This window comes from Prauserella halophila, assembly GCF_024171895.1.
GTDB lineage: Bacteria > Actinomycetota > Actinomycetes > Mycobacteriales > Pseudonocardiaceae > Prauserella > Prauserella halophila.
The window spans coordinates 288,035-306,384 of record NZ_JAMTCQ010000011.1; the positions used below are offsets into that span (position 1 = coordinate 288,035).

An 18,350-nucleotide genomic window follows, 5' to 3' on the forward strand; every position below is an offset into this window, starting at 1 on the left:
CCGCCCAACGCCGCCTGTTCGGACGCCTGCGTTGATCCGCTCGCCGCTACGGCCGATCGCCGGCCAGCCGGCGGCACGCGGATTCGGCGACGGCGGCCAGCGGTTCGCTGAGCACGTCGTCCTCGTGGTGCTGCCCCCGGGTGAACGCCGCGACGACCAGTGGAGCGCCGTCGGGGGTCCACGTGATGCCGACGTCGTTGCGCACGCCGTACCAGCCCGCACCCGTCTTGTCCGCCAGTGTCCAGTCGGCGGGTACGCCGGACCCGAACACCGGCCCGGCGGTCCGGTTGGCCAGCATCCACGTGGTCAGCTGCCGCCGATCGGCGGTGGGGAGCGCGTGGCCCAGCACGAGTGTTCGGAACGTCCGCGCGATCGCCCGCGGCGACGTCGTGTCCCGTACGTCGCCGGGAGTGCCCGTACTCATCTCGGGTTCCCACCGGTCGATCCGCGTCACCCGGTCACCGAGGGACCGGGCGAACCCGGTGACCCCGGCGGGTCCTCCGAACTCCCGCATGAGCACGTTGGTCGCGGTGTTGTCGCTGACCGTGACGGCCGCCTCGGCGAGCTGCGCCACGGTCAGGCCATTTCGGACGGTCGGTTCGGTGACCGGAGAGTTCATCACCAGGTCGTCGGCGGTCCACGTGAGCCTGCGCTCCAACGCGGCCGCCGGATAGTCACGCAGGATCCGCGCCGCGAGCAGGACCTTGAACACCGAGCAGATCGGAAACCGCTCATCGGGCCGATGTTCCAGCCCCGCACCCGTCCGCGCATTGAACGCGACCACACCGAGGCGCCGCCGGTAGGTGCGTTCCAGCGCCGTGAACTCCTCGTCCACGCGCCCGTCACCGCCCGCGTCCCGCGCCGACCGGCTCCCTGCCTCCGCCGTTCCCGGCAGGCCCACCGTCACCGCTCCGGCCGCCGCTCCCGCGAGCACGGCACGCCTGCTCAGCCCATCGCTGCTGTCCACCGTCGTCTCCTCCCTGTCCGTTCGAGGCGAACGATGGCACCGCCACTGCGTCCCCGTCCAAGGACGAGCACGCATGGCCCCATGTCGACGCGACATACGACGTGGTTCCGGCCGTGCGCGATACTGCACACTGTGGATCTGGTGCTGCATCTGCGCGGTTTCGTCGCCGTCGCCGAGGAGCTGAGCGTGTCGGAGGCGGCACTGCGACTCGGTCTCGACCAGCCGCTGTTGAGCCGTCGGCTGCGTACGCTCGAACGCGAACTCGACGTCGAACTCGTCGACCGGGCGCGCAGGCAGATCGCGTTGACCCCGGACGGCGCCGCACTGCTGCCGCGTGCCCGTCATCTGGTCGAGCAGGCCGACCATCTCGTGCGCACCGTCCGCGACGCCGACCCGGCGACGGTCACCCTGGCGGTTCCCCCTGAGTCGGATCCCGCCGTACTCGCCCGACTGCTGTCCCTCCTCGACGACGCGCAGCTGGCCGTGCACCTCACCTCGGCCGACGGGGACGAACCGCGTCCCGACCACTCGTGGACGGTGTCGAACTGTGAGCCCGCGTCGGCCCGGTGGACCGTGCGGCTCGGTGCCTCGCCCGCGCCCGGCGGGAGCGACCGGCCCTGCCGCATGAGCGGGCTGCGGCCGCGGCGCGGCGGCCCCGCACGTCCGCTCCTCGTGCTACCGCACGACCTCGACCCTCCGCAGGGCGAGCGGGTCCACGCCGCCGCCGACGCCGCGGGGCTGTCCCCTGCGCTGATACGGGCGAGTCCGCCTCACACCGCGTTCGCCGAAGCGCTGGCCGGCCGCGCGATCCTGCTCTGCACCGCGGCCGAAGCCCGGAGACACGGCCTGTCCTGGGCGCCGTTGGCCGATCCGCCGTTGCTGCGCGGGTACCGGCTCGTCGAGCGCGAACCGCTACCGGCCGCGCTCGCCGGCCGTCCGCTGCGGACGCGGTGCCTGCGCCTGCTCGGCGAGGCCGTCTCGTCGGAACCGGACTCCCCTGCGGACGGCCGCTCCGCCTCGGCGACCGCCTCGGCCACCCCCTCGGCCGCCACCGCAGCGGCGGACGCCGGCGCACCAGCGCCCGACGAGACAGGGCCCGACGAAACAGGGCCCGACGAGGCAGGGCGATCGAAGGGCCGGACGTGACCGCGCCGCCGATGTCGGGCGATTCGCCCGAACTCCTCGAGGCGGCGGACCGCGTGTGGCGCCGCTGGCGCGAGGTCCGCGTCCAGGGCGGATTCGTGGCCCGCAACGTCGACACCGGCCGGCAGTTCGGGGTCGCCCCGGACCGGCCGTGGCCGCTCGCCTCCGTGGCCAAGGTTCCGCTGGGCCTCGTGGTCGCCGACCGCATCGCACGGGGCGAGCTGGCGGGCGATGCGACGGTGACCCTCGACCCGGCGGAACGCAGCTACGGTCCCACGGGGCTGTCGGCGTTCCGCCATCCCGCGACGTGCGCGATCGACGACCTGCTGCTCCAGATGATCACCGTCAGCGACAACGCCGCTGCGGACGCACTGTTCGAGCTCGTCCCACCGGCGGAGGTCACGTCCCGGCTCCGGCAGTGGGGTGTCGACGCGATCCACGTGCGTCATCCGATGCAGTTGATGTACGAGGCGGCGACGCGGGTCGCGGGCCCCGACTTCACCCTCGGCCGCCGCCTCGCCGTGGAAGGCGCCCGCCCGATGGGCGGCCACGTGATCGATTCGCTCGACGTGCACCGGGCGACCGTGGGATCTGCCGTCGCCCTCGTCGACCTCCTGTGCCGCATCTGGACGGACGGGATCGCCGAGCCGGAGGCCACCGCCGCGGTCCGCGGTGCCATGTCCCGCCAGCTGCTCAGCCCACGCATCGGCGCCGACCTGCAGGCCGACGACATCCGGATCGCCGGCAAGACCGGCTCGTTCCTGACGCTGCGCCACGAGATCGGCGTCGTGGAACACGGCACGTCCCGGGTGGCGATCGCCGCGCTCACCACCTCCGAACGCACAGCCAGGATCCAGCAGGACGTCGATCTCGCCGTCGGCGCCGCGGCCCGCGACGCCGTCGAGGCCCTGGCCTGACGAGCCGACATCGTGGCGCGACTACAGCACGATGATGCCGAGCGGCACGGCAACCGCGAGCATCGCGATGCTGAAGCCCCACATCGGGAGGAACGAGTAGCGGATGTGCTTGCCCATGTCCACGCCGGCGAGCCCGACCCCGAGCCACACCGAGGCGTTGAACGGGCTGACGTACGTCCCGATCACGTTGCCGATCAGCACCGCGTACACCACCGTGATCGAGCTGACGCCCAGTTGGGTCGCCGCGTCGTGCACGAGGGGCAGCAACGCGAAGTAGTGCGCGTCCGTGCTCAACGCCAGTTCGAGCGGCATCCCGAGCACGCCCACGATCAGGTGCAACAGCGGCACGACCGAGTCCGGCAGCAGGGCGATCAGGTCGGTCGCCAGCGACCGCAGCATCCCGGACTCCTCCAGCACCCCGAGGAAGCATCCGGCCGCGAGAATGATCGCGCCGGTCCCGAGCGCGCCGCCACCGTGCGCACGGATCCGCTCCATCTGATCCGGGACCTTCGGGTAATTCACCACGAGCGCGGCACTCAGGCCCAGCATGAACACCAGTCCGGCCGGCAGCACGTCCGCCACGAGGACCCCCAGCAGGGCCACCACGAGCGGTCCGTTGAACCAGGGACGATACGGCTTCCCGGTCACCGTCCGGACCTGCCCGTCCCCCGTGTCTGCTCCGCCCGTGTCTGCTCCGCCCGTGTCTGCTCCGCCGGTGTCGGCGGGCCCGCCCGCCGTCGAGTCACCGGAACCACCGGGCGTGCGGTCGGCGTGATCGGCGCCGCCGGTGCCGGTCGACCGGGCACCGGTGAGGGCCGGCTCGGACTCGGGATCGGTCACCGGGGCGGCGCATGCGATCCGCCGGTTCTCCCGCAGTCCGAGCAGTGCGGCCATGCCGAGCAGCAGCACGACACCGACGAGCTGCAGCGGGATCAGGCCCTGCCACAGGTCGATCGGATCGTGGCCGGTGCTCGCGGCGGCCCGGCCGACCGGACCGCCCCACGGCAGCATGTTCAGAATGGCCATGCTGGTACTGAGCAACAGCATGAGCAGGTACGGGCTCATCCCGAGCCGGCGATACAGCGGGAGCAGCGCGGGGATCGCGATGAGGTACGACGTGGCACCGGAACCGTCGAGGTGACAGACCACGCCGATGATCACCGTCACCATGGCGACGCCGACGACGTTGCCACGGCTCATCCGCACCATCACGTTGATCAGCGGGTTGAACAGGCGGACATCGTTCATGATGCCGAAGAACAGGATGGCGAACACCAGCATCACGGCCACGTTCAGCACCGAGGCGAGCCCCGATTCGAAGAACTCGCCGATCTCCTCGGCGTTGAACCCCGCCAGGAAGGCACCGGCGGTCGGGATGACGGTCAGGCCCACGACAGGGGCGATGCGGCCGAGGATCAGCAGCGTCGATATCGCTGCGATCACCCCGAAGCCGACGATACTGAGCATGGGCGCTTCTCCTGCCTCCATTGGTCACCGAGTTCGCCCGCCGCAAGAATCCGGGAGGTGTTTCATCCGGGTGTACGGCGATGTGCGACATCATGAACCGGGCGTGGCTGCGCCCACGAGCGTTGTGTGCATTGGATCGGTAGTGGTCGTATTGGTCTCGCCCGCGTCACCGGCGACCGGCGCGGAGCGGGCACCGTGATGGCCCGCCGTGCCCGGCGAGGGCGGCCCCGGCTGTCGCTCACGGGGTATCTGTTCCTGTCCATCACACTGCTGCTGCTCGGCGCCCTGCTCGCAGCCGGGACACTGTGGACGGTCAACCAGTACCGCGAGGTGCGCGACGAATACACCCAGCGCGCGCTGACCCTCGCCCAGTCCGTCGCCGAGCTGCCGACCGTGCGGGACTACCTCGCCGATCAGCGGCATCCCGGCGACATCGCCCCGCTCGCCGAGCGCATCCGCCGCGCCGCCGAGGTCCGGTACGTCGTGATCGTCGACGCGGACGGCATCCGCCACTCCCATCCCGACCCCGACGCGATCGGCGGGCGGCCGCACACCAACCCCGCACCGGTCCTCGCGGGCAACACGTGGACGGGCACCGAGTGGGGTCCCGCCGGGCTGACGCTGCGTACCCGGGTTCCCGTGGAATCCGGTGCGGGCGAGGTCGTCGGCTACGTGTCGGTCGGCGTGCTGTCCTCACGGGTGTCGCTCGCGGCGACCGGCACGCTGCCCACGATCGGCGCGGGGCTGCTGCTCGCACTCGTCGCCGGCGCGGGCGGGGCGTGGTTCGTCTCGCGCCGGATCCGGGCGAAGACCCACGGACTCGAACCGCGCGAGATCACCGAACTCCTCGAAAGCAGGGAAGCCCTCCTGTACGCGATCTCCGAGGGCGTACTCGCGGCCGACTCCGAGGGCGCGGTGCTGCTGGCCAACGACTCGGCCCGCGCGATGCTCGCTCTGCCCGAGGACTGCGTGGGCCGCAGCCCCGGCGAACTGGGGTTGCACCCGCGCCTGGGCGCGATGCTGACGGACACGGCCGACACCGAGGGCGAGCTGTTCCTGCCCGTCGGCGACCGCCTGCTGGTGTGCGAGCACCGCGCCGTGCGCATCGGCGACCAGGGCACGGGCACGCTCGTCACGCTGCGCGACCACACCGAACTCGTCCGGCTCGGCGGTGAACTCGACGGCGTGCGCACCATGGTCGGCGGACTGCGGGCACAGACCCACGAGTTCGCCAACCGGATCCACACCGTGAGCGGGATGCTCGAACTGGGTGCCGTGCCGGAAGCCAGGCGGTACCTGGCGGAACTCTCGGCCACCACGACCGAGGCGTCGACCCGCGTGTCGGAGCACCTCGCCGACACCGCGCTGGCCGCGCTCGTGCTGGCGAAATCGGCGCAAGCCGCCGAGCAGGGCGTCGACTTCGAACTCGCCGCCCTCAGCGACGTGCCCGCGGAGCTGCCGCAACGCCTGCGGGACGACGCGCTGATCGTCGTCGGCAACCTGGTCGACAACGCGCTCGACGCCGTCGGCAGCACCGGCTGGATCGAGCTGTTCGTCCGCCTGCACGACGACGAGCACCACCTGCTCGAAGTACGGGTGACCGACTCCGGGCCCGGCATCGACCCCGAGCTCGGCGACGACGTGTTCACCGCGGGCGTGAGCACGAAGGACCGCACACCGGGCGGAGACGGCGCACGGGGACTCGGACTGGCACTCGTGCGCCAGGCGTGCACCAGATGGGGCGGCTGGGTCGACGTCGACCCAGCCGAGGAGACCGTGTTCAGCGCGTACCTGCCCGTACGAGAGGATGCGCGGTAGCGTGCCCGGTCACTCGGGACGCAGCGACCCGAACCGCCGAGAACTACGATGAGGTGGCCCGAGTGCTGTCGGTGCTCGTCGTCGACGACGACGCACGTGTGGCTCGCAACCACGCGGACTGCATCACCTCGACGCGGGGATTCATCGTCGCGGACGTCGTGCACACCGGCACGGCGGCGCTGGAGGCGGTCTCCGCGCACCGCCCCGACCTGGTCCTTCTGGATCTCTACCTGCCCGACATGTCCGGCCTCGACGTGCTGCAACGCCTGCGGGACGTCACCGGCGCGAACGGCTCGAAACCCGTCGACGTCCTGGTCATCAGTGCGTTGCGCGACATCGACAGCGTCCGCGCGGCCATGCGCGGCGGCGCGTTGTACTACCTGATCAAGCCGTTCGATCTGAGCACGCTGCGCGGACAACTCGAACGCTTCGCCGCGGCCAGGGACAAGCTCAGCGGACTCGACCAGGTCACACAGCGCGACGTGGACAACGTCTTCGGCATCCACCGGCCCACCACCCGGCAGGAGCTGCCGAAGGGGCTGACGGCCGAAACGGCCCGGCTCGTCGCGGACACGCTGCGTACCGCCGGATCGGACCTGTCGGCCGTCGAGGTCGCCGAACGAGCAGGCATCGCGCGCGTCACCGCGCGCCGGTACCTCGAGCACCTGTGCGCCGACGGCCGTGCCGAGCTGCGCATGCGCTACGGATCGGCCGGACGCCCGGAACACCGTTACCACTGGGCCGGATAGCGCAGCTCCGGCGTGCGCGCCTCACCGCCCGCTGTAACGCAGGGGCGGAGCCGACGCACCATCGCCGAGAACCCGGCCGGCCAACCAGGCCAGGCCGTCGGCCGTCCGCGCCGGCGTGTCCGAGGGCTGCATGACGTGGCTGAGGACCGCACGCACGATCACGTCGACGGCCACGTCGATCTGTTCGGCAGCGGGCGCGGCCCGGTAGGACCGCACCCGCTCGGTGAGAATCACCTTGGCTTCCGTGATCAGGGTGTCGGCCTGGGTGGTCAGCAGCGGCAACAGTTCGGTGTCGCTGCCGTGAGTGGCCGACGCGACGGCGCGCAGCAGGACGTTGTCGGCGGCGAGGTCGAGAACGCCCTGGACGGCGTCGTAGACCGCACCCGGCAGGTCGTCGGGATGGCGGTCGAACGCGCCACGGACCAGGGCGAGGAACCGGTCCAGTTCATGGGCGACCATGGCCTCGGCCAGCGCGGGTTTCGACCCGACCTCGTTGTAGACCGTCTGGCGACTGACGCCGATGTTCTCGGCCAACCGGGCCATCGTGACCGCCGCCCAGCCCTCGCGTGCGGTGATCTCGATGGCCGCCGCGATGATCGGCTGCCGGTGCTGACCACCGACCGCCGGTCCGGCCGCGAGAGCGTCTCTCATGATCACCATTCTAGACGCCCGCCCCGCCGCCCGGTCCGCAGCGATCCGGATCAGGCGCGCACCCTTCCCGGGGCAACGAAGTCGATCTTCTCCCTGACCCCGCAGTCCGGGCAGCACCAGGAGTCCGGGATCGCCGACCACGGTGTACCCGCGGGAAAGCCCTCCCGGGGATCCCCGACCTTCTCGTCGTAGACATACCCGCAACCGGGACACCGCCCGCCGCCCGCGGCGCCGCGGGCGGCGGCGACGGCCCCGTCGCCGACCTCCGGCGCAGGTGCCCCTGTCGCGACGTCCGGCGCGGGTGCCTGTGCGTACCGCCCGAGGATCTTCGCCCGCTTGCCCGGCCGGATGTTGGCACGGCTGATGTCGCCGTCGAAGTGGTCCAGTACGCGCCGGTCCATCACGCGCCGCCACAGCGGCGGCACCAGGGCGAGCACGATCATGCCCGCGTAGCCGGTGGGCAGCACCGGCGATTCCTCGAAGTCACGCAGCGTCTGATAACGGCGGGTCGGGTTCGCATGGTGGTCGCTGTGCCGCTGCAGGTGGTAGAGCAGCACGTTCGTCGCGACGTTGTTGGAGTTCCAGCTGTGGCTGGGGTCGACACGCTCGTAGCGGCGCCGCCCGGGTGTTCCCCGCATCTGCCGCAGCATGCCGTAGTGCTCCATGTAGTTCACGACCTCGAGCAGCGAGAACCCGATCACGGCCTGGATCAGCAGATACGGCAGCACACCGATGCCGAGCCAGCCGATCATCACCGACCAGAGCACGGCCGACATCAGCCACGCGTTGAGTACGTCGTTGCCGATCCGGTACGGGTGCCGGTCGCGCCGGGCGTAACGCTTGCGCTCGAGCCGCCAGGCCGAGCGCAGTGAACCGACGACGGTCCGGGGCCAGAACCGGTAGAAACTCTCCCCCACCCGGCTGCTGGCCGGGTCCTCGGGCGTGGCCACTCGCACGTGATGTCCGCGGTTGTGCTCGATGTAGAAATGCCCGTAGAAGCTCTGGGCGAGCGCGATCTTCGAGAGCCACCGTTCGTGGCTCTCCTTCTTGTGGCCCAGTTCGTGTGCGGTGTTGATGCCGATACCGCCGACGCACCCGACCGTGATCGCCAGGCCCACCTTGTCCACGACGGACAGCTCGCCGCGCATGATCAGCCACAACGCGACGACGAATCCCGCGTACTGGATGGGCAGGTAGGCGTAGGTGATCCAGCGGTAGTACCGGTCCTGCTCGAGTCGCTCGATGACGTCGTCGGGCGGATTGCTCCGATCCAGCCCGGCCGCCAGGTCGAGCAGCGGTACGACGACCAGGATCACGATCGGCCCCAGCCACAGCCACACGCCCCAGCCGGTCGCCGCGTGCAAGCCGATCGCCAGGAACACCAGCGACGGCACGACCAGACCGATCAACCACAGGTACCGCTTGCGGTCCGTCCATCGCTCCGTCGAGCCGACGGGCACCGTTGCCTTCTCGTCGCTCATCGCAGACCTCCTCGAGGATGGTTTACAGAACACTATCTTCTGTAAACCATCCTCGACAAGAGGAACCATGTTGTACACCGCGATGGCGGGTGAGGCCGGGAAGGCGTACTCGCCGGGCGGTCACGCCTGCCGGGAATTCGGCCGCCAGTGGAGCTGTGCGACCTTCAGTGGAGCTGTGCGACCGCGTCCTTCGTGAAGGGGACGAGCTCGGATTCCCGGCCCGACAGCACCTTGCGCGCCCAGTCCGGATCGGCGAGCAGGGCCCTGCCGACGGCGACGAGGTCGAACTCGTCCCGTTCGAAGCGCTCGAGCAGCCCCTCGATGCTCTGCACGCCGGCGCCCTCGCCGCGGAACGTCTCGGGGCTGAACACGGCGTCGAGGCCGACGGACCCGACGGTGATGACCGGCTTGCCGGTGACCTTGCGCGCCCAGCCCCCGACGTTGAGCGCCGAGTCGTACTCGGGGAACTCCGGCTCCCAGTAACGACGGCCGGACGCGTGGAACGCCGTGACGCCGGCCGAGGAGATCGGGCCGAGCACCGCCTGCAGCTCGTCCGGCGTCGCCGCGAGCTGCGCGTCGTAGTTGTCGGCCTTCCACTGCGAGAACCGGAACAGCACGGGGAACTCGGGCGAGACGCGCTCCCGTACGGCCTCGACGATGTCGGCGGCGAACCTCGTCCGGGAGGCCGCGTCACCGCCGTAGGCGTCGGTGCGGCGGTTGGTCCGCTCCCACAGGAACTGGTCGATCAGATAGCCGTGGGCGCCGTGCAGTTCGACACCGTCGAAACCGATCCGCTCGGCCTGCGCAGCCGCCTCGGCGAACGCCTCGATGATGCGATCGATGTCCGCCGACGTCAGCGACTCGCCCGCACCCTCGGTGCCGTCCAGCGCCACCCCGGACGGGCCGACCGACGGCGCCTCCGGATGCGGCGGCTTTCCGGCCACCCGCTGGATCCCGACGTGCCACAGCTGCGGCATGATCGTGCCGCCCTCGGCGTGCACGGCGTCGACGACGCGGCGCCAGCCGGCGAGCGAGTCCTCGCCGTGGAACTGCGGTGCCTTGCCGATGTCGCCCGCCGACGGATGGTCGATGTACGTGCCCTCGGTGATGATCAGTCCGGTGCCGGCCGCGGCGCGCCTGCTGTAATAGGCCGCGACGTCCTCGCCCGGGACTCCGTACGGCGAGAACGCCCGCGTCATCGGCGCCATGACGATCCGATTCGGCAGCTCCGCCGATCCCAGGGTGAACGGGCGGGCGAGGGCCTGTGCCGCGCGTGTGGACATGCTGCTCCTACTGCGTTTCGACGGTGCACTGCCGGGGCCGGACGAGCCGTCGGGGACGCCATCGCGACCCGAATCCCCGGAACAAAATTGCTCCCGTCAAACATACACATCCACGCCGAAACTGTAACTGTGTCGAATACCATTCGGTGCGCGGGCACGGCTCGGCGGCCCGGCACCGGTACGCTGGAGCAGCGACACGGGAGGGCGGTGAACGAGCACGTGCTGGACATCAGGTTTTCGAGCGCACTCAAGGCTCTGCTCTACCTCGCCGCCACGGCGGAACGAGACCCGGCCGACCCGCCGACGTCGAGCTCGGCACAGCTCGCCGATGTCCTGGCGACGAACGCGAGCCTCGTCCGCAAGCTCCTGGTGCCACTGGTCCAGGGCGGCCTGGTCGAATCGACGAAGGGCCGCACGGGCGGAGCCCGGCTCGCCAAACCGGCCGAGGAGGTCACTCTCGCCGAGATCTACCGGTGCTCGGTCGGCGACAAACCCCTGTGGGCCTGCCGACCCGACGTCGCCGCGTCCTGCGAGGTGACCGCGAACACCGCCGAGTTCTTCAGCAGGCTCAGCGCCGACACCGAACAGGCGGTCCTCGACGTACTCGGCAGCCGAACCCTCGCCGACAGCCTCGCCGAGGTGCGCGCCCTCGGCGAGACGGCCGCACCCCACTGACCCGCCGCGTGACATCACCACCCCGCGCCACCCGGCAACGCCCGGCAGTGCCCGGCAGCGGTGCGGCAGCGGTGCGGTGACACCGCCCGAACCCGGCAGCACCGCGCGCGGCGGCCTCCCGCCGTGCTGTGGCGACCTACCTGCGCGGAGCCACCACGACGTCGTGAATCGCAGGACCCGGCATCAGCCGGTGATCCGCACGACGACCTGCCGGTCCGCGTAGGTGTAGGCCTCGTAGGTGAACTCGGTGCCCGTGCGCGCCACGTACTCCTGCCAGGCCTTGTGTTCGTGCTCCTGCCAGCCCGGGTAGTTGAAGTACTCGTCGAACACGACGATGCTGCCCGGCCGCAGACGCGGGCCGACGAGGTCGAGCACGGTCCTCGCCGAGCTGTACAGATCGCTGTCGACGTGGAGGAGGTCCACCGGACCCGGGTGCTGCTCGAGGAATTCCGGCAGTGTGTCCTCGAACCAGCCGACGACCAACTCCGCTCCGGGAACGTCCGGCAGGTCCTCTCGTGCGAACGTGCCTGCCTGGATCCCGACCAGCCAGGGTTCCGGAAGCCCTTGGAACGAGTCGAAACCGAAGATCTGGTTGTCGTCGCGCATCTTCGTGATCAGCCGGAGAGTGTTTCCGGTGGCCACACCGAACTCGAGTGCCATTCCCCCGGCCGGGGCCAGCGACACCGCGTGCCGCAGCGTTTCCGCCGGCATCCGGAAATGCTGCGCGCCGATCATGTTCTCCCTGGCGAAGTGGTGACTTTCGAGTGCCGCCTCCTGGTCGCCCGCGTAGACGGTGTCGCGCCGCGACCGGATCTCGAACTCCACGACCCGGTCCAGCACACGCTTCATGTCGTTACGCAGGCTTGCGGCGTCGTTGCGCAGGCTCGCGACGTCGTTGCGGAGGGCTGCGACCTCGGCCTCGAGCCGTTCGGTGTCCCGTGCGCGCGACCGGTTCCTCATGGTGCGGTAAACACCGCGGGCCATTTCCTCAGCCTGGTGGCGCTTCTTCTCGAGCACGGTGTCGATACCTCCTGCGGGGCGAGATCCCCGAATGATCTGCTGTGCGGGCGGGCCACGGAAGCGCCGGCATCCACCTGCCCGGACGGACGAGGAAATGCCCACCGTGAGGGTGGCGCCGACGGCCGCCGTGACCGCTTTCGGCGCCGTGACCGTATTCGGTGCTGTGGCCGAATTCCGGCGCTGTGGCCGTATTCGGTGCTGTGACCGTATTCCGCGTGGTGTCACCGGATCGGCCGTTTCGACCGCCACCGACGTCGCTATCACGAGTCGATTACGGCGTGGTCGGCTCACAGTAACGCTCGCCGAGCATGGGGGACACCTGGGCCGGCCGGTCGCGTCACGGCCCGTGCGGAACCGGCCACCGGGCGCACACGCGCTGCCTCACCACGCGAAACGCACCGGCAGCGGTTCGGCGGGCCGGCAGACCTCCGCAGCACCCCCGGGCCGGGACATCTCTCGATCACCGCTCGCAGCAGCTATATCTCACCCGATCGTGCGCCGCTCGGCCGCTCGGCCGCTCCGCGTGCCGTCGCCGCCGGGCAGGCAGGCGATCGTCACCGGCCGCGGATCCACGGCGACCGGGGACGATCGCGGTCCTCACCCCCGGCCGTCACCCGACGACACGCGGGCGGCCGTGGTCGCGAACAGCTCGGTGGCCGAGCGGCACGCCTCGTCGGTGATGATGTGTTCCTCACCCGGGTCGATCCGGGAGTCGACATCCGCGCCCGCACCGCGCAGCAGGCCGGTCGTCGCCTCGACCCGGCCCCGCGGCACCCAGGGGTCGTGCTCGATGCTCCGCACCAGGGCGGGGACGTCGTGCAGTGACCGCTCGCCCGGCGTCGGTGGTTCCGTACCGATGTACCCACCGGTGAACAACACGAGGCCCGCCACCCGGCGCGGTGCGGCGAGGATCAGCTGCGACAACAAGCACGCACCCTGGGAAAAGCCCCAGAGCACGACGCGCCGGGCATCGAATCCCGCCCGCGCGATCCGGGCGAGGGCGTCCTCCATGGCCTGCAAGGACCGGCCGAGCGCCGGTTCGTTTCGCTCGGCCGGTTCCAGGAACGACAGCGGATACCAGGTGTTGCCGTCGGCTTCCGGGGCGAAGAACCGCGCCGGCGCCTGCCCGAACCGCTCCGACGTGTCCCGCATGAACGCCGGATCCTGGCCCCGGCCGTGCACCGCGAGCACGGCCAGCTCCGCCCGCTCGGCCGGGACGCCCCACTCCTGCAGCGGCGCGCTCATGCCGTCATCGCGCGCTCGTCGAGCGCGTACCAGGTGCGGTCCCGATACACGAGGGGTGCGTCGGCCGTGCCGCCCGGACCGATCTCCGCGACGTCAACCACCACGAGTGTCGAATCGCCGACCGTCAGCCGATCGACGATTCGGCCCCGCAACCACGTGGCCACGGACGACAGCACGGGTTCACCGGTCGGCAGCCGGTGCCACCGGCACGGCGGTGCGAACCGGTCGATACCACCCGTGGCGAACCGCTTCGCCAGGTCGACCTGCCCGGCGGCCAGCAGGTGCACGACGACCGTGCCCGCCGCCTCGATGCGCGGCGACGCGGACGACCGTGCCGACAACGAGAACGCCAGCAGCGCAGGACGAGCACTGAGCGAGATGACCGACGTCGCCGTGAGGCCGACAGGTCCCGCACCGTCGTCGGCCGTGATGATCGAGACCCCGGCCGGATGCGTGCGGAACGCGGTTGCGAACCGCTCGGCCAAGGCGTCGTCCCACTCCGTCGTCACTGTGCCTCCTGCAGATCCAGGAACACCCAGTGCGCGTTCGGCGCCAGGCCGCTCAACAGTTTGCCGCAATTCTGCAGCACCACCGGCCCGGACGTGACGTGCTGGGTACCGGCGTGCAGGTCGCGGAAGAACCGCTGCAGTACGCCTCGTCGCAGCGCCGCAGTAGCCGCCCATTTGTAGACCGTCTGCCCCACCGCGTGCACCGACCACGTGGTGTTGTTGAGCATCAACCGCGTGAGCGTCTCCTGCTCGGTGCCGAGCGGTTCGCCGGCGTCCAACGTGGCCTCGTTGTCGTCCCAGACATCCATCGCCCACGCCCGCGCCGACCGCAGTTTCGCCTCGGCCTGGGCGTACTCCGCGTAGAACTGCTGGGTGTCCACCGATGCGTTCGGACCGCCCGTCTTCTTGGCGGCCAAGGCCTTCAGCTCGTCGAGCATCCGCCTGCCGACACCGAGCGCCCACCCCGTGTGGCAGATACCCGACATGTTGGCCAGCCCCATGCGGTAGATCGCCCCACCGTGCAGCGTGGTCGTCGTGGCGATGTCGTAGACATGGCTGTCCGGGACGAACAGGTCCTCACACACGTAGTCGTGGCTACTCGTCCCCCGCAGTCCCATGACGTCCCAGTTGTCGATCACCGTCGCCTGCTCCTTGGGGAGCGTGAAGATCAGCGCCTCGCCGGTCTCCTCGCACAGGGCGGCGGTGTGGATGTGGGTCGCCATCGAGATCCCCGACGCGAAGTGCCAGCGCCCGCTGATGCGGTACCCGCCGTCGGTCTTCACGGCCGTCCCGAGTTTGGTGCCCTGACCAGCGATGAGCGCGTGGCCGTCGCCGGCCGGGTCGGGGAACAGCTCCGCGACGGCGTCCGGGCCCAGATAGGCGGCGGTCGTCCCGGTGACCATCTGAAGTGCCATGAACGCCCACCCCGCGGACGCGTCGGCGTAGGACACCTTCGCGATCGTGTCGATCACCTGCCGCGGGGAGAATTCGTAACCGCCGAGTTCGCGGGGGATGCCGACCTTGAAGACCCCGCTCTCCCAGAGCGCCTTCGCGGCCTCGTCGGACAACCGGCCCAGTTCCTCGCCCTGGTCGGCGTTCTCCTCCAGGACAGGGGTGATGGTGTCGAGACGCTCCATGAGCGCGTCGAAGTGCTCGCTGACGTGCAGATCGTTCATGATGTCCGTCCTTGGATCGGTTCCGCGGCCGTCGCTCGCGGCTCGACGGTGGTCAGAATCCAGTCGATGACCGGCTTGACGGTCTCGTCCGAGTTGGCCTCGAAGATCAGTCCGTGACCGTTGCCGGTGATGCCGAAGTCGGGCAGGTGCATACGCCGGGCGTCGGCGCCTGCATCGGCCAGGAAGTCCACGACCCGGGGCGCGAAATCGGCGAACGCCGAGGCACCGCCGGTCACCACCGCCACCGGCGTGTCCGCCAGTGCCGGGATCCGCCGTCCCGGGACCTCCTCCGGGGCGCCTGCGGGCGGTTCGCAGGTGATCTCCGCGCTGGTGAGGCCCCACGTCAAAGCGCCGAGCCCGGGGATCGCCGCGAACGGTGGCCCGACCGGTTCGATCGCGGCGATGCCCAGAATCTGCTCGGGCCGAGCGTCCGCGGTGAGCCAGCCGACCGGCCCGCCCGCCGAATGCGTCACGAGCACGGCCTCGCCCACGATGTCGAGGAGCCTGCCGAGCCGCTCCGCGTCCAGCCGTTGCGACTCGGCGAGGTCCGCGGGCAGCGGCCCCATCGGGGACACGAGCTGGTCGAGGTGACCGGAGCCGACCTCGCGTTCGAAAGTCCACTGTGTCTGGTGCTCGCTCGCCTCGTCGGGCAGGAACAGCGCCCGCGCTGCCTCGTACGGGAACTGCGCGCCCATCGGTGCGACCACGTCCGGGTGGTACGGCGACCGCCCGTGTCCGCAGCGGTCGACCACGTAGACCGCGAAACCCGCCTCGACGAAGCGCGTGGCCCATCCCGGCCTGCCGTCCGGCGTGCCGGTCCAGTCGGTGCCCTGCCCGCCGCCGCCGTGCACGAGCACGAGCGCAGGGGCATGAGCCCCGTCCGGCGGTGCCTCCCACGAGACGAACATCGGAGCCCGCTGCACGGTGCCGTGCTCGGTCGCGACGCGTTCGCCGGGGATCCAGAACTGTCCACGGCGGACAGTCAACTCGTGGCCGCCCGCCACATGCGGTGCCGTCATGTCAGCACCTCACCGTCCTTCCGTCCGCACTCAGATGTCGATCGACTCGAGCCGGCTGAGCACCTCGTCGCGGCGGTGCTCGAACTGTTCGGGCAATTGGAACCGGCTGCCCAGCTCGCGCGGCGACTCGTCGCACGTCCACCCGCCGTCGGCGTGTGTGACCGCGAGTTCGAACAGCGCTCCGCTCGGCGTGCGGACGTAGACGCTCTTGAAGTACTTGCGGTCCTTGAGCTCGGAGATGTCGGTGTAACCGCGCCCCTCGATGCCGAACTTCGCCGCGTCCTGGTTGTCCAGCGTGTCGAGATTCCACGCGAAGTGGTGGTAGGTGCCGGCACCGTAGCCCCACGTTCCCTGGTCGTCGCTGCGGTTGACCGTGATCTCGAGGTGGTTGCCGTGTTTCGCGTCGCCGATCTGCATCCCGAGCACCGAGCCCTCCTCGGTGAGGCCCTCCTGGGCGAAGAAGGACTCGCCGGCGAACTCGACCATGCGGTCCGGCGTGGCCATGTGCACGCCCACGCCGTGGATGCCGTGGATCGCGTGCTCCTGCGGCACCCCGTACCCGGGGTGGCCGATCCGCTCGTCACCGCTGTTGCCGACGAACACGTACTCGATTCCCGAGGGGTGCCGGAACGCGAGCCTGCGCTTGCCGAACCGTTCGACGTTCGCCACCTCGATGCTGTGACCGGTGAGCCGGTCGTACCAGAAGTCCAGGGAGTGATCCGGCACCGACAGCAGCACCTCCCGCGCCTGGTTGGTGCCGCGCCTGCCGTAGAACCCGGCCTGGGCCCACGGGAACGTCGTCACCACACTCGACGGATCGCCGGCGGCGTTCGAGTAGTACAGGTGGTAGACGGGCAGCGAGCCGTCGAACAGCACGGTGCGCTTGATGAAGCGCATCCCGAGGACCTTGACGTGGAAATCCACGTCTTCCTGGGCGTCGGCCACGGAGAGTGTCACATGGTGCGACCCTGTCACGTATGTCATCGATGGCTCCTCCACACTGAGAAATCCGCTGAGGCGAACTGTAGGAACGTCCGCCCGCCGGTGTGTGACGTCAGAGCGCACGACGATGTCGAACCCGCGCACCGCCACCCGCCTGCGGCGCGGTGCTGCCACCCGAGTCCGTGCGGTGATGGTGTGTGACGCGACCGCTGGGTAGTGTGGCCCGACCGACGTGCAGTCGCCAGCTGTGGAGATGACAACGATGTCACTTACGTCGCTCACGGAGCAATTCGACATGACCGGGCCGTCGCCGCACCCGGTCACGTTCCCGTCCTGGAAGGACGCCGTCCGGCGCAGCGTGCTGAGCTTCGAGTTCGACTGCGCCCGACCCGACCGGTTCACCGGCACGGTGCGAGAGCGGTACCTGCACGGGGTCAGCTTCATCGACATGACCTCGGGTCCCCACGCCGCCTACCGCGACCACACCGCGATCAGCGAGGACGACACCGGCTTCTACGTGCTCACCCTGCAGCTCGACGGCCGGATCCACATCGAGCAGGACGAGCGTGTCGCCGCCCTCGAACCCGGACTGTTCGCGCTCTACGACTCGAGCAGGCCAGCGGTACTCACGGTCGGCGAGGACTACCGGTCGACGTGTATCCGGTTCCCGAAGACGGCGATCGCGTCCCACCACGGTGATCGTCTCGCCGAGCTCACCGCACGGCCGATGGCGTGCGCACCCGGACTCAACGACGCCGTGTGGAGCACGATTCTGGGCGTCAACCGCAACCTCGAATCGCTCGGCGTCCACGGGCACACGACCGTGCACTCGCTGATGACCCTCGTCGGCACCATGCTGCTGGGCGAGCTCGGCCAGCACGCTCCGCCGAGCAGGCCCGACGAGGAGCAACTCGAGCACATCCTGGACCACATCGACGCCCACCTGTCCGATGCCGATCTCGACCCGGGACGGATCGCTGCGGCGCACTTCCTGTCCCCGCGTTCGCTCCACGCGTTGTTCGAACGGACCGGCACCACCGTGGCGCGCTACATCCGGCAGCGGCGCGTCGAACGCTGCCGGCTCGACCTGGCCGACCCCGCACTCGCGCAGGTGCCCGCGTCGGCCATCGGCGCCCGCTGGGGGTTCGCCGGACCGTCGCACTTCGGCCAGGTCTTCAAACGCGAGACCGGTCTCGCGCCCGCCCAGTTCCGCAGGCGGGCACTGGCCGGCGGCACCGGCGACGAATGAGCGACCGCTCCCCCACGCCGAACCCTGTCCGCGGGCCAGC

The 18,350-nt window shown here is 70.3% G+C and carries 17 protein-coding genes; 6 read left to right on the plus strand and 11 right to left on the minus strand.

Translation table 11 applies throughout. The annotated features are described in order from the left end of the window. Positions 1-46 precede the first annotated feature (46 nt). The gene (gene bla, locus LY41_RS16205; RefSeq protein WP_253864861.1) at positions 47-967 is read right to left on the minus strand and encodes a class A beta-lactamase; all 921 of its coding nucleotides are present in this window, start codon (positions 965-967) and stop codon (positions 47-49) included. Between the two features lie 132 nt (positions 968-1,099). Between bla and LY41_RS16210 the strand changes: the two genes are divergently transcribed. Both LY41_RS16210 and LY41_RS16215 read left to right on the plus strand, forming a co-directional pair. Continuing rightward, positions 1,100-2,113, plus strand: coding sequence for a LysR family transcriptional regulator (locus LY41_RS16210; protein WP_253864862.1), 1,014 nt, complete (start codon positions 1,100-1,102; stop codon positions 2,111-2,113). Further along, positions 2,110-3,027 carry a serine hydrolase gene (locus LY41_RS16215; RefSeq protein ID WP_253864863.1) on the plus strand — a complete coding sequence of 306 codons (918 nt, stop codon included), beginning with the start codon at positions 2,110-2,112 and terminating at the stop codon, positions 3,025-3,027. The genes LY41_RS16210 and LY41_RS16215 overlap by 4 nt, the downstream gene beginning before the upstream one ends. Positions 3,028-3,048: 21 nt before the next feature. Here LY41_RS16215 and LY41_RS16220 read toward each other — a convergent pair whose 3' ends face one another. After that, a complete protein-coding gene (locus LY41_RS16220; RefSeq protein WP_253864864.1) occupies positions 3,049-4,494 on the minus strand; it encodes a CitMHS family transporter in 1,446 nt (481 codons plus the stop codon). Positions 4,495-4,692: 198 nt separating this feature from the next. Here LY41_RS16220 and LY41_RS16225 point away from each other — a divergent pair, with 198 nt between their 5' ends. Both LY41_RS16225 and LY41_RS16230 read left to right on the plus strand, forming a co-directional pair. Beyond that, a complete protein-coding gene (locus tag LY41_RS16225) occupies positions 4,693-6,312 on the plus strand; it encodes an ATP-binding protein (protein WP_253864865.1) in 1,620 nt (539 codons plus the stop codon). 62 nt (positions 6,313-6,374) lie between these two features. Continuing rightward, positions 6,375-7,061, plus strand: a complete 687-nt coding sequence (locus LY41_RS16230; RefSeq protein ID WP_253864866.1) for a response regulator — start codon at positions 6,375-6,377, stop codon at positions 7,059-7,061. A gap of 21 nt (positions 7,062-7,082) precedes the next feature. Here the strand turns inward: LY41_RS16230 and LY41_RS16235 are convergent, their stop codons facing one another. From LY41_RS16235 to LY41_RS16245, 3 genes are all read right to left on the minus strand, one after another. Beyond that, positions 7,083-7,721 (minus strand): TetR family transcriptional regulator, encoded by a 639-nt coding sequence (locus tag LY41_RS16235; protein WP_253864867.1) that lies wholly within the window; start codon positions 7,719-7,721, stop codon positions 7,083-7,085. A 41-nt stretch (positions 7,722-7,762) separates the two neighbouring features. Next, positions 7,763-9,193 carry a fatty acid desaturase gene (locus tag LY41_RS16240; RefSeq protein WP_253864868.1) on the minus strand — a complete coding sequence of 477 codons (1,431 nt, stop codon included), beginning with the start codon at positions 9,191-9,193 and terminating at the stop codon, positions 7,763-7,765. 164 nt (positions 9,194-9,357) lie between these two features. After that, on the minus strand, positions 9,358-10,476 hold the full coding sequence (locus LY41_RS16245; protein WP_253864869.1) for an NADH:flavin oxidoreductase: 1,119 nt from the start codon (positions 10,474-10,476) through the stop codon (positions 9,358-9,360). 207 nt (positions 10,477-10,683) lie between these two features. On the opposite strand from LY41_RS16245, the gene LY41_RS16250 reads away from it, so the two are divergent. After that, positions 10,684-11,151, plus strand: coding sequence for an RrF2 family transcriptional regulator (locus LY41_RS16250; protein WP_253864870.1), 468 nt, complete (start codon positions 10,684-10,686; stop codon positions 11,149-11,151). A 183-nt stretch (positions 11,152-11,334) separates the two neighbouring features. Here the strand turns inward: LY41_RS16250 and LY41_RS16255 are convergent, their stop codons facing one another. The 6 genes from LY41_RS16255 to LY41_RS16280 all read right to left on the minus strand — a co-directional run bounded on the left by LY41_RS16255 (position 11,335) and on the right by LY41_RS16280 (position 17,103). Then, a complete protein-coding gene (locus LY41_RS16255; protein WP_253864871.1) occupies positions 11,335-12,168 on the minus strand; it encodes a class I SAM-dependent methyltransferase in 834 nt (277 codons plus the stop codon). A 600-nt stretch (positions 12,169-12,768) separates the two neighbouring features. After that, on the minus strand, positions 12,769-13,416 hold the full coding sequence (locus LY41_RS16260; protein ID WP_253864872.1) for an alpha/beta hydrolase: 648 nt from the start codon (positions 13,414-13,416) through the stop codon (positions 12,769-12,771). Beyond that, entirely contained in the window at positions 13,413-13,925 is a 513-nt protein-coding gene (locus LY41_RS16265) for a flavin reductase family protein (RefSeq protein ID WP_253864873.1), read from the minus strand. The genes LY41_RS16260 and LY41_RS16265 overlap by 4 nt, the downstream gene beginning before the upstream one ends. Beyond that, entirely contained in the window at positions 13,922-15,100 is a 1,179-nt protein-coding gene (locus tag LY41_RS16270; protein ID WP_253864874.1) for an acyl-CoA dehydrogenase family protein, read from the minus strand. Before LY41_RS16270 ends, LY41_RS16265 begins: the two co-directional genes overlap by 4 nt. After that, on the minus strand, positions 15,097-16,119 hold the full coding sequence (locus LY41_RS16275; RefSeq protein ID WP_253864875.1) for an alpha/beta fold hydrolase: 1,023 nt from the start codon (positions 16,117-16,119) through the stop codon (positions 15,097-15,099). Before LY41_RS16275 ends, LY41_RS16270 begins: the two co-directional genes overlap by 4 nt. 30 nt (positions 16,120-16,149) lie before the next feature. Further along, positions 16,150-17,103, minus strand: coding sequence for a VOC family protein (locus LY41_RS16280; RefSeq protein ID WP_253864876.1), 954 nt, complete (start codon positions 17,101-17,103; stop codon positions 16,150-16,152). 253 nt (positions 17,104-17,356) lie between these two features. Here LY41_RS16280 and LY41_RS16285 point away from each other — a divergent pair, with 253 nt between their 5' ends. Continuing rightward, complete coding sequence (locus tag LY41_RS16285) at positions 17,357-18,310, plus strand: AraC-like ligand-binding domain-containing protein (RefSeq protein ID WP_253864877.1); 954 nt, start codon at positions 17,357-17,359, stop codon at positions 18,308-18,310. The last annotated feature ends 40 nt before the right edge of the window (positions 18,311-18,350 follow it).